The 17694-nt window shown below is 72.9% G+C and carries 17 protein-coding genes and 1 riboswitch; of the genes, 14 read left to right on the forward strand and 3 right to left on the reverse strand.

The features are described 5' to 3' along the window. Positions 1–74: 74 nt before the first annotated feature. Entirely contained in the window at positions 75–275 is a 201-nt protein-coding gene (locus tag H0H10_RS15900) for an antitoxin (RefSeq protein WP_188181607.1), read from the reverse strand. A 135-nt stretch (positions 276–410) separates the two neighbouring features. On the opposite strand from H0H10_RS15900, the gene H0H10_RS15905 reads away from it, so the two are divergent. Further along, positions 411–1184, forward strand: a complete 774-nt coding sequence (locus tag H0H10_RS15905; RefSeq protein ID WP_188181608.1) for an HNH endonuclease family protein — start codon at positions 411–413, stop codon at positions 1182–1184. Between the two features lie 51 nt (positions 1185–1235). Further along, positions 1236–1979 (forward strand): GNAT family N-acetyltransferase, encoded by a 744-nt coding sequence (locus tag H0H10_RS15910; RefSeq protein ID WP_188181609.1) that lies wholly within the window; start codon positions 1236–1238, stop codon positions 1977–1979. A 12-nt stretch (positions 1980–1991) separates the two neighbouring features. Here the strand turns inward: H0H10_RS15910 and H0H10_RS15915 are convergent, their stop codons facing one another. Together H0H10_RS15915 and H0H10_RS15920 are read right to left on the reverse strand one after the other, a co-directional pair. Beyond that, entirely contained in the window at positions 1992–2792 is an 801-nt protein-coding gene (locus tag H0H10_RS15915; protein WP_188181610.1) for a hypothetical protein, read from the reverse strand. A 72-nt stretch (positions 2793–2864) separates the two neighbouring features. Further along, positions 2865–3545, reverse strand: a complete 681-nt coding sequence (locus H0H10_RS15920; RefSeq protein WP_188181611.1) for an Rv1352/Rv1906c domain-containing protein — start codon at positions 3543–3545, stop codon at positions 2865–2867. Positions 3546–3741: 196 nt separating this feature from the next. Between H0H10_RS15920 and H0H10_RS15925 the strand changes: the two genes are divergently transcribed. The 12 genes from H0H10_RS15925 to H0H10_RS15980 all read left to right on the forward strand — a co-directional run bounded on the left by H0H10_RS15925 (position 3742) and on the right by H0H10_RS15980 (position 17659). Beyond that, positions 3742–5973 carry an N-6 DNA methylase gene (locus tag H0H10_RS15925; RefSeq protein ID WP_188181612.1) on the forward strand — a complete coding sequence of 744 codons (2232 nt, stop codon included), beginning with the start codon at positions 3742–3744 and terminating at the stop codon, positions 5971–5973. Positions 5974–6093: 120 nt separating this feature from the next. Next, positions 6094–6723, forward strand: coding sequence for a hypothetical protein (locus H0H10_RS15930; protein ID WP_188181613.1), 630 nt, complete (start codon positions 6094–6096; stop codon positions 6721–6723). A 38-nt stretch (positions 6724–6761) separates the two neighbouring features. Next, on the forward strand, positions 6762–8255 hold the full coding sequence (pkaE, locus tag H0H10_RS15935) for a serine/threonine protein kinase PkaE (protein ID WP_223179968.1): 1494 nt from the start codon (positions 6762–6764) through the stop codon (positions 8253–8255). 146 nt (positions 8256–8401) lie between these two features. Next, positions 8402–9049, forward strand: a complete 648-nt coding sequence (locus H0H10_RS15940) for a SurA N-terminal domain-containing protein (protein ID WP_188181615.1) — start codon at positions 8402–8404, stop codon at positions 9047–9049. A 97-nt stretch (positions 9050–9146) separates the two neighbouring features. After that, complete coding sequence (locus H0H10_RS15945) at positions 9147–10214, forward strand: nucleoside triphosphate pyrophosphohydrolase (protein ID WP_309141812.1); 1068 nt, start codon at positions 9147–9149, stop codon at positions 10212–10214. Between the two features lie 178 nt (positions 10215–10392). Beyond that, the gene (locus H0H10_RS15950; RefSeq protein WP_188181616.1) at positions 10393–11664 is read left to right on the forward strand and encodes a cytochrome P450 family protein; all 1272 of its coding nucleotides are present in this window, start codon (positions 10393–10395) and stop codon (positions 11662–11664) included. Between the two features lie 179 nt (positions 11665–11843). Further along, positions 11844–12878, forward strand: a complete 1035-nt coding sequence (locus H0H10_RS15955) for a LysM peptidoglycan-binding domain-containing protein (protein WP_188181617.1) — start codon at positions 11844–11846, stop codon at positions 12876–12878. A 182-nt stretch (positions 12879–13060) separates the two neighbouring features. Then, positions 13061–13226: riboswitch (cyclic di-AMP (ydaO/yuaA leader) on the forward strand. Positions 13227–13230: 4 nt separating this feature from the next. After that, positions 13231–13950, forward strand: a complete 720-nt coding sequence (locus H0H10_RS15960) for a LysM peptidoglycan-binding domain-containing protein (RefSeq protein WP_188181618.1) — start codon at positions 13231–13233, stop codon at positions 13948–13950. Positions 13951–14202: 252 nt separating this feature from the next. Then, on the forward strand, positions 14203–15483 hold the full coding sequence (gene eno / locus H0H10_RS15965; protein WP_188181619.1) for a phosphopyruvate hydratase: 1281 nt from the start codon (positions 14203–14205) through the stop codon (positions 15481–15483). A 201-nt stretch (positions 15484–15684) separates the two neighbouring features. Beyond that, a complete protein-coding gene (locus tag H0H10_RS15970) occupies positions 15685–16158 on the forward strand; it encodes an FtsB family cell division protein (protein WP_188181620.1) in 474 nt (157 codons plus the stop codon). Positions 16159–16187: 29 nt separating this feature from the next. Continuing rightward, positions 16188–16721 (forward strand): DUF501 domain-containing protein, encoded by a 534-nt coding sequence (locus H0H10_RS15975; RefSeq protein ID WP_188181621.1) that lies wholly within the window; start codon positions 16188–16190, stop codon positions 16719–16721. Beyond that, positions 16718–17659: a Ppx/GppA phosphatase family protein gene (locus H0H10_RS15980; RefSeq protein WP_188181622.1), complete on the forward strand. Its 942-nt coding sequence runs from the start codon at positions 16718–16720 to the stop codon at positions 17657–17659. The genes H0H10_RS15975 and H0H10_RS15980 overlap by 4 nt, the downstream gene beginning before the upstream one ends. The last annotated feature ends 35 nt before the right edge of the window (positions 17660–17694 follow it).

Below are 17694 nucleotides of genomic sequence, written 5' to 3' on the forward strand. Positions count from 1 at the left end.
GGGACAAGAGAAGCCGTCCACGGGGACAGGGCCCGTGGACGGCTTCGCCGTATGTGCTGGGGTACGGGAGCGCGCTACTGCTGCTCCGGCCGGTCGCCGCCCCGCTCGCGCCCGAAGCCGAGCCTGTCCTCGGCCTGCTGCTGCGCGGCGTCGACCTGCTTCTCGTACTTTCCGCCGGTCCTCTCGTTGACCTGGCGTTCGGCGGCGTCGGACATCTTCCGTGACCTGTCCTTGTCCTTGCCCGCCATGCTCTTCATTTTGTCGAGGATGCCCATGCAGAGCTCCTTCCGAGACGTGGCTCACTGTCGACGGTACGACAGATATGTCCTGCATGCCCAATAAAGCCCGCTATGGTCTGGACCTCTCTCTCGCTACGGTGATCCCGGCGAACGGCAAGGGGAGGGGCGCGCATGAGGCGGCACAGCAGGATCCGTACCGTTTGGGCCGCGGGCGCGGCCCTCGCTCTCACCCTGGTCACCGGATGCGAGGGACTCGTCGAGGGCGACGGGCCCACGGCCTCGGAAGGCGGGGCCGAGGCGCCGGCGGCCGGACACGCCGTCAGCCCGCTGCGCAACCCGGACGGCACCGGGCCCGGCCTCGCCCCGGTCGTGGGCGACGGCCCCGAGGCGGCCGCCCGCAAGCTCGTCGAGGGCCTGCGGACCAAGGGGCGCGGCCCCAGGACGGGGTACGACCGGGACGAGTTCGGCTACGCCTGGATGGACTCGGCCGACGGTGTGCCGCTCGCCCGGAACGGCTGTGACACGCGGAACGACCTGCTGAAACGAGACGGCCAGAAGCTGCGCTTCCGCTCCGGCTCCGACTGTGTGGTCGTCGCCATGACGCTGGACGATCCCTACACCGGCACGACCGTCGAGTGGCGCAAACAGCAGGCGAGCGAGGTCCAGATCGACCACGTCGTGCCGCTGTCGTACAGCTGGCAGATGGGCTCCTCGCGATGGCCGGAGAGCAAGCGCGAACAACTGGCGAACGACCCGCTGAACCTGCTCCCCGTGCAGGGCCGCGCCAACTCGGCCAAGCGCGACTCCGGGCCGGCGTCCTGGCTTCCGCCGAACAGGTCGGTCCGGTGCGCGTACGCGGTCCGCTTCGCGCAGGTCGCCGCCAAGTACGAACTGGCGGTGACCGCACCGGACCGGCAGGCGATGCTGCGTCAGTGCGGCGGCTGACGGGCACAAATCCGCTTTCCGGTCCCCGCCCCCGCTGCCTACGGTGACCCCATGGAGCTGAAGGTATCGAGTCTCGCCGAGCGCCCCGAGATGCTGGACCGGGTCCGCGACATGGCCGACAGCTGGCCCGCGTTCGCCGTCGAGGACCTCTCGGGCAACGCCCACTACCCGCGCATACCCGTCGAACTGCCCGAGTACGTGCAGTTCGCCGAGGACGAGTACGGCGAGGTCGTCGCCCACGCCTACAGCGTGCCGTTCGCGCTCCACGCCGAAGGGCGCGGCGCCCTGCCCGCGCGCGGCTGGAGCGAGGTGCTCGTCTGGGCCTTCAGTGACCTGCGCCGGGACGTCCGGCCCGACACCGTCAGCGCCATCTCCGTCGTCGTCGCCCCGCAGGCCCAGGGGCGCGGCCTGTCCGGCCGGATGCTCGCCGCCATGCGCGACAACGCCCGCGCGCACGGCTTCCGCGAGGTCGTCGCTCCCGTCCGCCCCAATGCCAAGCACCTCGAACCGCACACCCCGATCGAGGAGTACGCCCGCCGCGTCCGCCCCGACGGCCTGCCGCACGACCCCTGGCTGCGCGTCCACGCCCGGGCCGGCGCCACCCTCGACTCCGTGGCCCCGGCCTCCATGACCGTCTCCGCGTCCCTTGAGGAGTGGCGCCGTTGGACGGGGCTGCCCTTCGACACCGCGGGCGACGTCGAGGTGCCCGGCGCGCTGGTGCCGGTGCACTGCGAGCCGGAGCGCGGCTACGCGGTGTACGTCGAGCCCAACGTGTGGATGCGGCACGCGCTGTGAGCCCCCGGCCGGTCAGCCGGCCAGCGCGTCCAGGTCGACGATCTCGCCGTCGGGCTTGCGGGCCGGGACCGGGACGTCGTAGTCGCTGAAGGTCAGGGAGCCGGGGTCCGTCGCGGACGTGCTGTCGACCCGCAGCAGGTACGGGGTGCCCTCGGTGGCGACGTAGAGCGTCTGCCGGTCCGTGCCGTCCCGCTCGCTCAGGACGATGGCGGAGGCGCCGTCGACCGTGGTCGTCGTGCCCCGCGTGGCGTCCGAATCGACGTCCTGCGCGCCGCTGAGCACCGTGTCCAGGTCGCAGAAGGCCGCGATGTCCTGGGCGTCCTGCCCCGTGACGGACATCTTGGTCCACCGCCCGGCCAGCATGGCCACGGTCGCGTCGGTCTCCGCGGCGGACTCGCCCTCGCTCTGGGCGCGCAGGAACGCCTCGTCGTACTTCAGGTAGACGGCGTCCCCGGTCTTGACCAACCGGGCTTCGCCCTCGCCGTCGGCGCTCATCGTCCCGGCGCACTCGCCCTTCCTGTCCATGGCCAGGTCGACCCGGATGGTGCCGCCGCCCTGGTCGTCCGGGACGTCACCCGTGATCCGGAGGGAGGCGGCGCCGGCGGTGGCCTTCACGGCCCGCTCCGCGATCTGTCCGCCGGTCAGCCCGGCGAACGGTTCCTTCTTCTCTCCCGTCTTCCTCTCCGAGGTGTTCGGCTTCTGCCCGGACGTACCCGGCCCGGCGTCCGCCCGGTCCTGGCCCGGCAGGCAGCCGGTCAGTCCGGTGGCCGCGGCGGCGACGACGCAGAGCGCCGCGAAAGCGGTACGACGCATGGATTCCCCTTGGTCCTGGTGTGGTGGTGAGCCCGAGTGGCGGGACGGGCCGGATGCCCGAGGGCCGGTCCGTCAGCCGGTCTTCTGCCAGTCCTTGCAGCCGGTCGTCTTGAAGTAGCCGTCCGAGGCGCTGATCGTCACGACCGCCGTACCGCTCACGTTGTCGTTCGCGATGATCGAGTCGAGGGAGTGCTCGGCGTCCTTGGCGCGCTCCCAGTAGCACATGTCGTCGGTGTTGCCGGTGGACTTGTAGGTGCCGGGGGCGATGTCGGCGCCGACCGCGAACATGCCGCCGTCTCCGGCCATCTTGGCGGCGGGGTTCCCCTTCGCCTTCGGGTCGACGGCCTCCCAGTCGTTGCACCCGCTCGACTTGAAGATCTTGTCGGTGGCCTTGACGGTGACGTAACTGGTGCCGCTCACATTGTCGTTGGCCAGCAGCGAGTCCATCTCGCCCGAGGCGTCCTTGGCCCGCTCCCAGTAGCACATGGAGTCGGTGTTGCCGGTCGTGCGGTACGTGCCCGGCTTGACGTCCGCGCCCACCTCGAAGTCGCCGTCCCCCGCGAACGCCGCCTTCTTCCCGGCGTCCTCCGCCTTGCCCGCGTCCTTCTCGCCGCCGGACTGCCGCTGTGCGGAGGCCGAAGAACCCTTGTCGCCGGAACCGCCGTCCCCGTCGCCGCCGCCGTTCGCCGACACGGCACCGATGACGACGATCCCCACGACGGCGCCCAGCGCGACCTTGCCCTTCATGCCCATGGCTGTGTCCCCTCCCAATGCGGCAGCCGCCGCCTTGCCGGCGGCTGCTCGTTCGCGTGGTCAATAAGACCAGAGCCTGTGAACCGAGTCAACCAGGTTCACAGGATGGCGCGTGTACACGAGCGTGAATGCCGTGATCACGTGCGCATCGGTATGCTCGGCGTCACACAGGGACGGGACGAGGGGAGCCGCGCGGGTGCAGGACAACGCGACAGAAGTGACCGCCGCCGGAATCGCACGGCTCGCCGGCGTCGGCCGCGCCGCCGTGAGCAACTGGCGCCGGCGTCACGCCGACTTCCCGAAGCCCGTCGGCGGCACCGAGACCAGCCCCTCCTTCGCCCTCGCCGAGGTGGAGTCCTGGCTGCGCGGACACGGCAAGCTCGCCGAGGTCCCCCTGCGGGAGCGGGTCTGGCAGCAGCTCGTCGGCCACCCCGAGGGCCCGGTCGCCGCGCTCACCCACGCCGGCTGCGTCCTGCTGCTCATCCACGACCGTCCCACCCTGTGGCTGGAGCTGAGCGCCGGCTCCGACGAGCGGCTCGCCGCGATGCTGCCGGGGGCGCTGGAGCAGGTCCTGACGCCGCGCTTCGGGGCGGCGCCCGCGGACCCGGGCGAAGGGCGCACCCACGAGGCAGCCGGTGTGAGCGGACCGGCCGCTGTGAACACACCGTCCGGCGCCAACCCGTCCGGCGCCGTTCACACCCCCGACGCGGCCCACGGCGCCCCGCAGGCCGGGAACACGCCCGCCACGGCCCACGCCGTACCCCGGCCCGGCGGAGCCCCGTCGGCCCCGCGGACGTCCCCCGCCGTCCAGGCCCCCACCGGCACCGCGCTCCTGCCCTCCGTCCCCCTCCTGCGCGGCGCGGCCGAACTGGCCGCCGAGTCGGGCGCCCGGCAGACCTTCGAGTTCCTGCTCGGCCGGCACCTGGACGCCAACCCCCGCCAGTACACGCTCACCCCCGCCGGCCTCGCCGGCCTCATGGCGGACCTCGCCGGCCCCGCCCGCACCGTCCTCGACCCGGCCTGCGGCACCGGAGCCCTCCTGCGCGCCGTCGCCCCCCGCCCCGGCCAGGAGCTGTACGCCCAGGAGGCCGCCGCCGACCTCGCCGCGCTCACCGCACTCCGGCTCGCCCTCAACACTCCGGCCACCGTGCGCGCCGCCACCGGCGACACCCTGCGCGCCGACGCCTTCCCCGGGCTGCGCGCCGACGCCGTCCTGTGCCACCCGCCGTTCAACGAGCGCAACTGGGGGCACGACGAACTCGCCTACGACCCCCGCTGGGAGTACGGCTTCCCGGCCCGCACCGAGTCCGAACTGGCCTGGGTGCAGCACGCGCTGGCCCGGCTGAGGGACGGCGGCACCGCCGTGCTCCTCATGCCGCCCGCCGCCGCCTCCCGCCGCTCCGGCCGCCGTATCCGGGCCGACCTGCTGCGCCGGGGTGCACTGCGCGCCGTGGTCGCGCTGCCGGTCGGCGCCGCACCGCCGTACAACATCCCGCTCCACCTGTGGGTGCTGCGCCGGCCGGAGAAGGCGCCCGCCCAGCCGGAGGTGCTGCTCGCCGACGTGGGGCAGTTCGCCGGGGAAGGCCGCGGCGGCCCGGACTGGCGGGCCGTGGGCGAGGCCGTCCTCGGCTCCTGGCGGCACTTCGACCGCACCGGACGGCTCGGCGAACGGCCGGGACTGGCCCGCTCCCTGCCCGTCATCGAACTCCTCGACGACGACGTCGACCTGGCCCCCGCCCGCCGCCTGCCGCCCCCCGCGGCCGCCGACGGCGCCGAACAGCTCACGGACGTGCGCACCCGCCTCGGCGAGACCCTGCGCCTGACCGCCGACCTCACCCCCGCGCCCGCCGACGCCGTACAGCCCGCACCCCGCTGGCCGCTGACCACCGTCGGCGAACTCGCGCGCGCCGGCGCCCTGCTGATGCGCACCGGCGGAAACGGCGGCCACGCGCGCGTACCCGTGCTCACCGACCACGACGTCCTCGCCGGCACAAGCCCCTCCGGCACCCTGCCGGAGAGCGACGAGGAACCCGTGCTGACCGAACCCGGGGACGTCGTCGTCCCGGTGCTCGGCGGCGGCTCCGTCGCGCGCGTGGTCGACGACGCCACCGCCGGTGCCGCCCTCGGCCGCAACCTCGTGCTGCTGCGCCCCGACCCCGCGGCGCTCGACCCCTGGTTCCTCGCCGGCTTCCTGCGCGGCACCGCCAACAACCGCCAGGCCAGCAGCTACGCCTCCACCGCCACCCGGCTCGACGTGCGGCGCCTGCAGCTGCCCCGGCTCCCGCTCGGCGAGCAGCGCCGCTACGGCGACCGGTTCCGCGCCCTCGACGAGTTCGAGCGGGCGCTCAGGCTCGCGGGCCGCCTCGGCGAGCAACTCGTACGCGGGATGTACGACGGGCTCACGGACGGTACGGTCGCGCCCGGCTGACGGTCCGGGGACGGGAAGTGATCAGCACGACAACGGTTCGGTACAACCAGGGACCGCTTGTCCGTGTCGGCCTATACGCTCGAAGCGACATTCGCCCGTCTTGAGGTCCCAGGAGCAGCCATGCACGGCCACGGCTACACGCAGCCGGTGAAGCAGCCACCGCCCACAGGGTGGTTGGTCTTCCTGCGCGTGCTGTTCGTGGCGCTGTCGATCCTCAGCATCGGAATCCTCGCCTGGACGATGCTGCTGCGCCTGGCCATCGTCACGCGCAAGGGGCTGGACTGGGGGCTCTTCGTCGCGGCGCTCGTGGCCGACGCCCTCGCGCTCGTCCTGGTCGGCACCGAGCCCGGCGACGAGATCCACACCGCGGGCGGCTGGACCGGCATGGCCCTGCTCCTCGGCACCCTCGTGGCCGCCATGGCCTACTACCTCTCGGCCGACGTGCGCCACTTCCACCAGCTCCGCTACGGCGCCGGCTACAGCCCGCAGCCGGCGCCCGCACCGGCGTACGGCTACCCGCAGCCCCCGGCGCCCTACACGGCGACCACCGTGCCGCACACGGCCGCGCCGCCCTATGCGCCCCCGGTCCCGCACACCCCCCACACCCCGCCCCCGATGCCGCAGCCGCCCGCCCCCACGCCGCCGCCCCGGCAGCCGGGCCCCGCCCGCATCGACCAGGTGCGCGCCGAACTCGACGAGCTCAGCGACTACCTGCGCAGACACGACGGCAACCACGAGGGCGGAAGGTGACCGTGACGACAGGACGTGTCGTCGCCGGACGCTACGAGCTGTCCACGCTCATCGGCCAGGGCGGCATGGGACAGGTCTGGACGGCGTACGACCAGCGGCTCGACCGGCGCGTGGCCGTGAAACTGCTGCGCCCCGACAAGGTGGCCGGCCAGGAGGCGGACGAACTGCGCCGGCGCTTCGTGCGCGAGTGCCGGGTGACCGCCCAGGTCGACCACCCCGGCCTGGTCACCGTGCACGACGCGGGCAGCGAGGGCGAGGAGCTGTTCCTCGTCATGCAGTACGTCGACGGCGCCGACCTCTCCGACCACCTCGCCGAGCACGAGCCGTACCCGTGGCAGTGGGCCGTCGCGGTCGCCGCGCAACTGTGCGCCGTGCTGAGCGCCGTGCACGCCGTGCCGATCGTCCACCGCGACCTCAAGCCGCGCAACGTGATGGTGAAGCAGGACGGCACGGTCACCGTCCTCGACCTCGGCGTCGCCTCCGTCATGGACGCCGACACCACCCGCCTCACCCACACCGGCACCCCCATCGGCTCGCCCGCCTACATGGCCCCGGAGCAGGCCATGGGCGGCGCCGTCGGCCCGTACACCGACCTTTACGCGCTCGGTGTGCTGCTGCACGAACTGCTCAGCGGCGACGTCCCGTTCGCGGGCTCCACGGCGCTCGGCGTGCTGCACCGGCACCTGTACGAGCCGCCGCTGCCCGTGCGCCGAGTCCGCCCCGAGGTCCCCGAGGCGCTCGAAGCGCTCGTCCTGCGTCTGCTCGCCAAGGACCCGCAGCACCGTCCCGCCTCCGCCCAGGAGGTCTACGAGGACCTGGCGCTGCTCCTGCCCGCCCGCGGCATGCCCACCGGAGGCCCCCTGGACCCCACGCGCCCCTTCGTGCGCCCCCATGCGCCGTGGCCGGACCGCGCGCGCACCCCGGCACCGCGGCCGGCCCCCGTCCCGCCCGTCGCCGAGGCCGAGAAGCCCGACGTCGCCCGGGCCGTCGACGAGGTCAAGCGCCTCCTCGGCGAGGGCCGCATCACCCAGGCCGTCGACATCCTCGGCGCGATCCTGCCCACCGCCGCCGAACAGCACGGCGAGCGCTCCCCGGTCGTGCGCACCCTGCGCAAGCAGTACGCGGCCACCCTCATGGACGACGGCCAGTACCGGCGCGCCCTGCCCGAGCTGCGCCGCCTCGCCGACGAGCGCGCCGCCGAGGCCGGCCAGGCCGACCCGCAGTCCCTGCGCCACCGCTTCGACGCCGCCCAGTGCCTGGAGCAGCTCGGCGAGGCGGCCGCGGCCCTCGCCGAGTACCGCGCGCTCCTGCCGTACTACGAGAACCAGTACGTGGCCGCCGGCGACCCGGACCTCGCCCACGACGTCCGCCGCCGCATCGGCCACCTGCTCCTCGCCCTCGGCGACCGCGCCGCCGCCCACGACACGCTGGCCCGGCTGCTGCACGACGTGGAACGCGTCCACGGCCCCGGCCACCCCCTCGCGGCCGACATCCGGCGGACGCTGCAATGGCTGGGCCAGGTGCGCGGCTGACGCCTCCCACGCGCGGGGCGGCGCGGCGGTGCCCGAAGTCCCGGTGAATCGTTGGTCGAATGGGTTGGCCGGAGCTCGCCCACTGCCTACCATCGATCACCGCAAGACTTTGTGCACCGTCGCACAATCTCCACCGGGAGGTTTCCTTGCACCGCCGCCGTCGCACCGCGCTCCTCCTCACCGCCGCGATCGCCACCGCGGCACCCCTCCTGACCGCCTGCGGAAACGATGCGCATCCCGGCGCCGCGGCCGTCGTGGGCGACCAGCGGATCACCATCGCCCAGCTGGAGAGCCGGGTCGGCGAGGTGCGCGACGCACAGCGCGCCGCCGTACGGGACGAGGCCCAGTACGAGCAGGTCGTCGCCGGCACCGGCAGCCTCACCCGCGACACCCTGCACGGCATGGTCCTCGACCGGGTGCTGCACCGCGCCGCCCGGGACGCGGGCGTGACCGTGACCCGCAAGGAGGTCCAGCAGATGCGCGCCGGCCTGGAGCAGCAGGCCGGCGGGGCCCAGGAGCTGCGGACGGTCTGGCTGCAGCAGTACGGCGTTCCGCCCGAGCGCCTGGACGAGAACCTCCGCCTCCAGCTGGAGGCCCAGAAGCTCGCCGAGCACCTGGGCACCGACACCGGTCAGCCGGCGTTCTGGAAGGCCCTGTCCGAGGCCTCCGACCGGCTGAACGTCGACCTCAACCCCCGCTACGGCACCTGGGACGTCCAGAAGAGCGGCCGCGTCGACGCGAAGACGCCGTGGGTGCGCGAGGTCACGGCGGCGGGCCCGGCGCAGACGGCGTAGCCCCGGCTGCCTCCGGGGCCCGCAGCCGCAACGGTCCCGCGGTACAACGGGTCCCGCGGCGTCCGGGGCCGCCGGTGCCGTGCGTTACGTTCGAAGCGTGAACGCAACCAGCCCCGACACCGCCCCCGACCCGGGCCGCATCGTCCTGCTCACCACCAGCCACCGCGTAGCGCCCGGCCTGCTGTCCTGGCCCGCCTGGCAGGCGCTGCGCTCCGCCGACCGCGTGCTGTGCGCGGACGGCGCCCACCCGCAGCTGCCGTACCTGCGCGAGGCGGGCATACGGGTCGACGAGGCCTCGCCGGACGCCCGGGAACTGGTGGACGCCTGTGCCGGCGGCCGCACGGTGGTGGTCGTGGCGACCGGCGAGGGCGACCCGGCCCTCACCGACGGCCTGGCCCGCCTCGCCGGCTCCGGCCGCGTCCGCATGCCGGACCTGGAGCTGCTGCCCGCCTCCTACGACCTGCCGGGCGCCCGCCTGCTCGACCTGGTCCAGGTCATGGACCGCATCCGTGCCGAGTGCCCCTGGTCCTCCCGGCAGACCCACGAGGGCCTGGCGAAGTACGGCATCGAGGAGGCGTACGAACTCGTCGAGGCCATCGAGGCCGGCGACCGCGAGGAACTGCGCGAGGAACTGGGCGACGTGCTCCTCCAGGTCGTCTTCCACGCCCGCATCGCCGAGGAGCACCCCGAGGCGCCCTTCTCCGTCGACGACGTGGCCGGCGGCATCGTCGCCAAGCTCGTCCACCGCCACCCGCACGTCTTCGGCGACGCGACGGCGACCACCCCCGAGGAGGTCAAGGAGCACTGGCTGCGCACCAAGGCCGTCGAGAAGCGCCGCACCTCGGTCACCGAGGGCGTCCCGCTCGGCCAGCCCGGCCTGGCCCTCGCCACCAAGCTCGCCTCGCGCGTGCGCACGGCGGGACTGGACGTCCCCCTGCCCTCCGGCGAGGGCATCGGCTACGAGCTGCTGGCGATGGCGGCCCGCGCCGAGGCCGAGGGCGTCGACCCGGAGGCGGCCTTGCGCGCGGCGGCACGGACGTACCGGGACGCGATCAGGGAGGCAGAGGGCGTCAAGGACACCGAGGACACCGCGCACGGCGAGGACGCCAGGGACGCCGAGGACGCCGAGGGGGCCGGGCACGTCGGGCACGGCGAGGGCGCCTAGGATGCCGGGCACGGCGAGCACGCCGGGCACGGCGAGGGCCGGGCACGCCGAGGGCGCCGGTCCCGCCGAGGGCGCCGGGCATGGTGAGGACCCCGAGAGCTGAGACCCCGGCGTCGGCCCGGCGGAGGGGGAGGGAGGGCGACCGGCACCCCGGTCCGGGCCCGGATACGGTCGAGGGGTGACCGACCAGCCCACGCCCCACAGCCCCGCCCCCGAGCTCTTCACCTGGGAGTTCGCGAGCGACCCCTACCCCGCCTACGCCTGGCTGCGCGAGCACGCCCCCGTGCACCGGACCCGGCTGCCCAGCGGAGTGGAGGCCTGGCTGGTCACCCGGTACGCCGACGCCCGGCAGGCCCTCGCCGACCAGCGGCTGTCCAAGAACCCGGCGCACCACGACGAGCCCGCCCACGCCAAGGGCAAGACCGGCATCCCGGGCGAGCGCAAGGCCGAGCTGATGACGCATCTGCTCAACATCGACCCGCCGGACCACACCAGGCTGCGTCGGCTGGTCAGCAAGGCGTTCACCCCCCGACGCGTCGCCGAGTTCGCGCCCCGCGTGCAGGAACTCGCCGACGATCTGATCGACCGGTTCGCCGGCACCGGCTCCGCCGACCTCATCCACGAGTTCGCCTTCCCGCTGCCCATCTACGCCATCTGCGACATGCTCGGCGTCCCCCGCGAGGACCAGGACGACTTCCGGGACTGGGCGGGCATGATGATCCGTCACGGCGGCGGGCCCCGGGGCGGCGTCGCCCGGTCGGTGAAGAAGATGCGGGGCTACCTCGCCGACCTCATCCACCGCAAGCGCGAGGCACTGCCCCCCGAACCCGGACCCGGCGAGGACCTGATCTCCGGTCTCATCCGCGCCTCCGACCACGGTGAGCACCTCACCGAGAACGAGGCCGCGGCCATGGCCTTCATCCTGCTGTTCGCCGGGTTCGAGACCACCGTCAACCTCATCGGCAACGGCACCTACGCCCTTCTCACCCACCCCGGGCAGCGGGCCCGCCTGCAGACGTCCCTCGCCGCCGGCGAACGCGGCCTGCTGGAGACCGGTGTCGAGGAACTCCTGCGCTACGACGGCCCGGTGGAGCTCGCCACCTGGCGCTTCGCCACCCGCCCGCTGACCATCGGCGGACAGGACATCGCCCCCGGCGACCCGGTCCTCGTCGTCCTCGCCGCCGCCGACCGGGACCCGGAGCGGTTCGCCGACCCGAACACCCTGGACCTCTCCCGCCGGGACAACCAGCACCTCGGCTACGGCCACGGAATCCACTACTGCCTGGGCGCCCCACTGGCCCGGCTGGAGGGACAGACCGCTCTCGCCACGCTGCTCACCCGCCTCCCGGACCTGCGCCTCGCCGTGGACCCGGACGAACTGCGCTGGCGCGGCGGGCTCATCATGCGGGGCCTTCGCGCCCTGCCCGTGTCGTTCACACCCGTGCCCTGACCGCTCGTCACGGCCACGCGGTCACCGCAAAAGTGACACGCGCTCAACTCTGTGATCTTCATGTGATCTGCACGGCATGAACTTGTGACAAGTGATCGTATGCCTATACGTTCACGGATCAGCGCGGCACCGAGCACCACGCGTCGCGCGAACACCGTTGTCTCGCGAAAGGTTGTCGCATGCTCTCCGGGAACGGTCGTCACCGTCGCCCCCGCCAGGCCCCGGCCCTCGTCGTCGCCGCCGGAGTGACCGGCTCCGCCATCGCGATCCCGCTGCTCGGAGCAAGCGGCGCACACGCGGCCGACGGCGCCAACTGGGACCGGGTCGCCGAGTGCGAGACCGGTGGCGCCTGGAGCCAGAACAGCGGCAACGGCTACTACGGCGGCCTGCAGCTGTCCCAGGAGGACTGGGAGCGCTACGGCGGGCTCGACTACGCGTCGAGCGCCGACCAGGCCAGTCGGGCCCAGCAGATAAGAGTCGCCGAGCAGGTGCTGGCCGACCAGGGCATCGCGGCCTGGCCGACCTGCGGCCTGCTCGCGGGACTGGGCAACGACTCGGCGTCCACCGGGACCGGGGCCGGCACGACCGATGACGGGGCGTCGGAGTCGCCCGAGGCGCCCGAGTCGTCCGAGTCATCCGTGTCGTCCGGCCTGTCCGGATCGACGAAGTCGGACGAATCGACTGAATCGCCGGATTCCACACCCGAAACATCCCCGTCGTCGTCGCCGACGACCTCCTCTGACACTTCGTCGGACAGTTCGGACGAAACGGCCGAGTCCGACACGTCCTCCGGGTCCGGCGCGCCGACGACCGGCGGGACGGCGAACCCCGGCAGCTCCCCCGCCACCCCTCCCAAGTCCGACGACTCGGACAAGTCGGGCCGGAATGAGGGTTCTTCGGGGCTCACCGCGACCGAGGAGCCCGGCACCGGCCGGCACCGCGGTGACAGCGCGGACGAGGGTGCGGCGGACGGCCGTACGGCCGAGTCCTCCGGCCGGCACGCCTCCCGCGGTGAGGGTGAGGTGCGTGGCGCCACCGACGGCTCCTACACCGTGCGCGAGGGCGACAGCCTCTGGGGCATCGCCGACTCCCTTGAGCTCAGCGGCGGATGGCGCTCCCTCTACGCCGACAACAAGGAGACCGTCGGCGCCGACCCCGACCACATCCTTCCCGGTCAGAAGCTTGACGTCGTGGGCGAATCGGGCGAAAAGTAGCGGGAGTTCACGTCATGGTTCGGGTTGTATGTCCGGTATAAAAGCCGTGAGAGATAGGTCTCAGAAGCCCTGATCGTCTTTGAAAATCCGCGGAGCGCGTGTCTACGGTCATGACCGCCCGCCACCGCGGGCCCCGGCCGCCGCAACGCCGAATCCTGCCAGCGGCCGCCCGGGAACAGTCGTCGCGTCGAGCGCCGCAGGCAGGAGCGGGGGACCCAAGGTAAGTGCCGCACCGGGCAGTTGGCCGGCGCGGCTGGGGGTGAAGCCGTGTTCCGCAAGGAACACGGCCGGGCAACTCAACCGGCCCGAACCCGACAGCTCACCTCGCAGGCGTCGGTGAGGGGATCCATCCATGCTGTTTTCCGGCAAGGGCAAGCACCGTCGTCCGTCCAAGGCCACCCGCGCCATCGCCGTCGCCGGCGCCACCGGCGTCGCCGTCGCCGCCCCGCTGATGGCGGCCGGCAACGCCTCCGCCGCCACCGCGTCCGAGTGGGACGCCGTCGCCCAGTGCGAGTCCGGCGGCAACTGGTCCATCAACACCGGCAACGGCTACTACGGCGGTCTGCAGTTCTCCGCCTCCACCTGGGCCGCCTACGGCGGTACGCAGTACGCCGCGACGGCCGACCGGGCCACCAAGGCGCAGCAGATCGAGATCGCCGAGAAGGTGCTCGCGGGCCAGGGCAAGGGCGCCTGGCCGGTCTGCGGCACCGGCCTGTCGAACGCCCCGTACAGCGGCGGCGGCGCCACCGCGCCCCAGGACGGCGGCTCCTCGCAGACCTCGCAGAACTCCGGCGGCTCGCAGAGCGCCGGCTCCGGAGCCGAGCGCTCCACCGAGCAGAAGGCGTCCCGCTCCGCCGAGCGTCCGGCCGCGGAGAAGACCGTCACCACCCCGACCGGCGAGAAGGTCGAGAAGGGCGACGGCGAGTACAAGGTCGTCGAGGGCGACACCCTCAGCTCGATCGCCGAGGAGCACGGCGTCACGGGCGGCTGGGCCAAGCTGTTCGAGCTCAACAAGGACATCGTCGACGACGCCGACCTCATCTACCCGGGCCAGCAGCTGCACCTGAAGTAAGCAGCGCCCCCAGTCGGCCCGCCCCGGTGCGTGTTCCCCCGTACGCACCGGGGCGGGCTTTTCACGCGGGGTTCCCGGAGCCGTCTTTGTTCCGTTCGGAAACAATTTACTCTCGGTTCTGTCCAACGGGTGGGTGACCGGCTGGCCGATCGCCCGGAGCCGGTTAGGCTCATCCCGCAGAGCCACACGGTTCCTCCCACAGAGCCGCCGCGGCCCTGCCAAACCGCGTCACATCCCAAGAAGGAGATGCTCGTGCCGTCCATCGACGTCGTCGTAGCCCGGGAAATCCTGGACTCCCGAGGCAACCCCACGGTCGAGGTCGAGGTCGGCCTCGACGACGGCAGCACGGGTCGTGCCGCCGTCCCGTCCGGCGCCTCCACCGGCGCCTTCGAGGCCATCGAGCTCCGCGACGGCGACCAGAACCGCTACCAGGGCAAGGGCGTCGAGAAGGCCGTCCTGGCCGTCATCGAGCAGATCGGCCCCGAGCTGGTCGGCTACGACGCCACCGAGCAGCGCCTGATCGACCAGGCCATGTTCGACCTGGACGCCACCGACAACAAGGGCTCCCTCGGCGCCAACGCCATCCTCGGCGTCTCCCTCGCCGTCGCCCACGCCGCCTCCGAGGCGAGCGACCTGCCGCTCTTCCGCTACCTGGGCGGCCCGAACGCGCACCTGCTGCCGGTGCCGATGATGAACATCCTGAACGGCGGCTCGCACGCCGACTCCAACGTGGACATCCAGGAGTTCATGATCGCCCCGATCGGCGCGGAGTCCTTCTCCGAGGCGCTGCGCTGGGGCGCCGAGGTCTACCACACGCTGAAGAAGGTCCTGAAGAGCAAGGGCCTGGCCACCGGCCTCGGCGACGAGGGCGGCTTCGCCCCGAACCTCGGCTCCAACCGCGAGGCCCTCGACCTCATCCTGGAGGCGATCAAGGAGGCCGGCTACACCCCCGGCGAGCAGATCGCCCTGGCCCTCGACGTGGCCGCGTCCGAGTTCTACAAGGACGGCTCCTACCTCTTCGAGGGCAAGACCCGCTCGGCCGCCGAGATGACCGAGTACTACGCCGAGCTGGTCGACGCCTACCCGCTGGTCTCCATCGAGGACCCGCTGTTCGAGGACGACTGGGAGGGCTGGAAGACCATCACCGCCAAGCTCGGTGACAAGGTCCAGCTCGTCGGCGACGACCTGTTCGTCACCAACCCCGAGCGCCTGGCCCGCGGCATCGAGGAGGGCGCCGCCAACGCCCTGCTGGTCAAGGTCAACCAGATCGGCTCGCTGACCGAGACCCTGGACGCCGTCGAGCTGGCCCAGCGCAACGGCTTCAAGTGCATGATGTCCCACCGCTCCGGCGAGACCGAGGACGTCACCATCGCCGACCTGGCCGTCGCCACCAACTGCGGCCAGATCAAGACCGGCGCCCCGGCCCGCTCCGAGCGCGTCGCCAAGTACAACCAGCTGCTGCGCATCGAGGAGATCCTCGACGACGCCGCGGTGTACGCCGGCCGCAGCGCGTTCCCGCGCTTCAAGGGCTGAGCGCCGCTCTCGTAGGCGGCGTCGTACGTACGTCCCCGTACCCGGTCCCGTACCGTGTGCGGGGACGTACGCGCGTGTGACGACGTATGAAGGCGAACGGGAGGCGGGGCACATGGCGGTGCTGTGCTGTCCCGGGGGGCAACCCCCGGACCCCCGGCAGGGCGGTGGGGCAGTCGGCGTGGGCATGCGAGGTGAGACTCCGTGACCGGCCGGGACCGTTTCTCCACCGCGACCCGGATCCGGCTGATCGGGGAGCAGACCGCGGCCCGGGTCTACCGCTCGCAGACCAAGCGCCAGGCCCGCCGCTCCCGGCTCACCGGCCGGGCGGCGCTGCTGGCGATGGTGATCTGCACGCTCGTCGTGGCGCTCGCCTACCCGATACGGCAGTACGTCGCCCAGCGCGCCGAGATCGCCGACCTGCAGCGGCAGCGGCAGGAGACCGAGGAACGGGTCGAGCAGCTGCGCGACCTCAAGGCACGCTGGCAGGACGACGCCTACGCCGAACAGCAGATCCGGCTGCGGCTGCACTACGTGATGCCGGGGGAGACGGGGTACATCGTCATCGACCCGGACGCGGCCGAGCAGTCGCGCACCGACCTCGGCTCCGCCGACCGCCCCTGGTACCGCAACCTCTGGGACGGGGTCGACAAGGCCGACGCCGCCCGCGACCAGTGAATCAACAGGAAGACCAGCAGAAGACAGCCATGCAATCGCCCCCGCCGCCCACTCCGCGCACCGAACCCACCGACGCGGACGTCGAGGCCTTCAAGCAGCAGCTCGGGCGTCCCCCGCGCGGACTGCGCGCCATCGCGCACCGTTGCCCGTGCGGGCAGCCGGACGTCGTGGAGACGGCACCGCGGCTGCCCGACGGCACGCCGTTCCCCACGCTGTACTACCTGACGTGCCCGAGGGCCGCCTCGGCGATCGGCACGCTGGAGGCGAACGGCGTGATGAAGGAGATGACCGAGCGGCTGGCCACCGACCCCGAACTGGCCGCCGCCTACCGCGCCGCGCACGAGGACTACATCCGGCGCCGCGACGAGATCGAGGAGCTGACGGGCTTCCCGAGCGCCGGCGGCATGCCCGACCGGGTCAAGTGCCTCCACGTGCTGGTCGCCCACTCGCTGGCGGCCGGCCCCGGTGTCAACCCGCTGGGCGACGAGGCGCTCGCGATGCTGCCCGAGTGGTGGCTGAAGGGGCCGTGCGTGGCCGGTACGGACGAGGAGGACGCCAAGTGACCCGTGTCGCCGCCGTCGACTGCGGTACGAACTCCATCCGGCTCCTGGTCGCGGACGCCGACCCGGAGACCGGCGAGCTGGTCGAACTCGACCGGCGCATGACCATCGTGCGGCTCGGCCAGGGCGTGGACCGCACCGGGCGGCTGGCGCCCGAGGCGCTGGAGCGGACCTTCGCCGCCTGCCGGGAGTACGCCGGGATCATCAAGGAGCACGGCGCCGAACGGCTGCGTTTCGTGGCGACCTCCGCCTCCCGGGACGCCGAGAACCGGGACGAGTTCGTGCGCGGGGTGCTGGACATCCTGGGCGTGGAACCGGAGGTGATCACCGGCGACGAGGAGGCCGAGTTCTCCTTCACCGGCGCCACCAAGGAGCTGACCGGGCGCGCGGACCTGCACCGTCCGTTCCTGGTCGTGGACATCGGCGGCGGCTCGACCGAGTTCGTCGTCGGCGACGACCACGTGCGCGCGGCCCGCTCCGTCGACGTCGGCTGCGTGCGGATGACCGAGCGGCACCTGGTGCGGGACGGCGCGGTGACCGATCCGCCCGCCGAGGAGCAGATCGCCGCGATGCGGGCGGACATCGAGGCGGCCCTCGACCTGGCCGAGCAGACCGTGCCGCTGCGCGAGGCGCGCACGCTGGTGGGGCTGGCCGGCTCGGTGACCACGGTGTCCGCGATCGCCCAGGAGCTGCCGGAGTACGACTCGGCGGCCATCCACCACTCCCGGGTCTCCCACGACCGGGTCCGCGAGATCGCCGACTGGCTGCTGCACTCCACCCACGCCGAGCGGGCGGCGGTGCCGTCCATGCATCCGGGCCGTGTCGACGTGATCGCCGCCGGGGCCCTCGTCCTGCTGGCGATCATGGAGCGGACCGGGGCGGAGGATGTCGTCGTGAGCGAGCACGACATCCTCGACGGCATCGCGTGGTCGGTGGCGTAGCCCCCCGGCCGAGCAGGGTGAACGACGTTTGAGCG

The organism is Streptomyces griseicoloratus (genome assembly GCF_014534645.1).
GTDB classification, from domain to species: domain Bacteria; phylum Actinomycetota; class Actinomycetes; order Streptomycetales; family Streptomycetaceae; genus Streptomyces; species Streptomyces griseicoloratus.

Bases quoted from the DNA above. Each gene is read 5' to 3' on its own strand.
- H0H10_RS15960 (WP_188181618.1), top strand. From the start codon at position 13,231: ATGCTGTTTTCCGGCAAGGGCAAGCACCGTCGTCCGTCCAAGGCCACC.
- H0H10_RS15920 (WP_188181611.1), bottom strand. From the start codon at position 3,545: ATGGGCATGAAGGGCAAGGTCGCGCTGGGCGCCGTCGTGGGGATCGTC.
- H0H10_RS15915 (WP_188181610.1), bottom strand. From the start codon at position 2,792: ATGCGTCGTACCGCTTTCGCGGCGCTCTGCGTCGTCGCCGCCGCGGCC.
- H0H10_RS15900 (WP_188181607.1), bottom strand. From the start codon at position 275: ATGGGCATCCTCGACAAAATGAAGAGCATGGCGGGCAAGGACAAGGAC.
- H0H10_RS15930 (WP_188181613.1), top strand. From the start codon at position 6,094: ATGCACGGCCACGGCTACACGCAGCCGGTGAAGCAGCCACCGCCCACA.
- H0H10_RS15975 (WP_188181621.1), top strand. From the start codon at position 16,188: ATGCAATCGCCCCCGCCGCCCACTCCGCGCACCGAACCCACCGACGCG.
- H0H10_RS15910 (WP_188181609.1), top strand. From the start codon at position 1,236: ATGGAGCTGAAGGTATCGAGTCTCGCCGAGCGCCCCGAGATGCTGGAC.
- H0H10_RS15905 (WP_188181608.1), top strand. From the start codon at position 411: ATGAGGCGGCACAGCAGGATCCGTACCGTTTGGGCCGCGGGCGCGGCC.
- H0H10_RS15955 (WP_188181617.1), top strand. From the start codon at position 11,844: ATGCTCTCCGGGAACGGTCGTCACCGTCGCCCCCGCCAGGCCCCGGCC.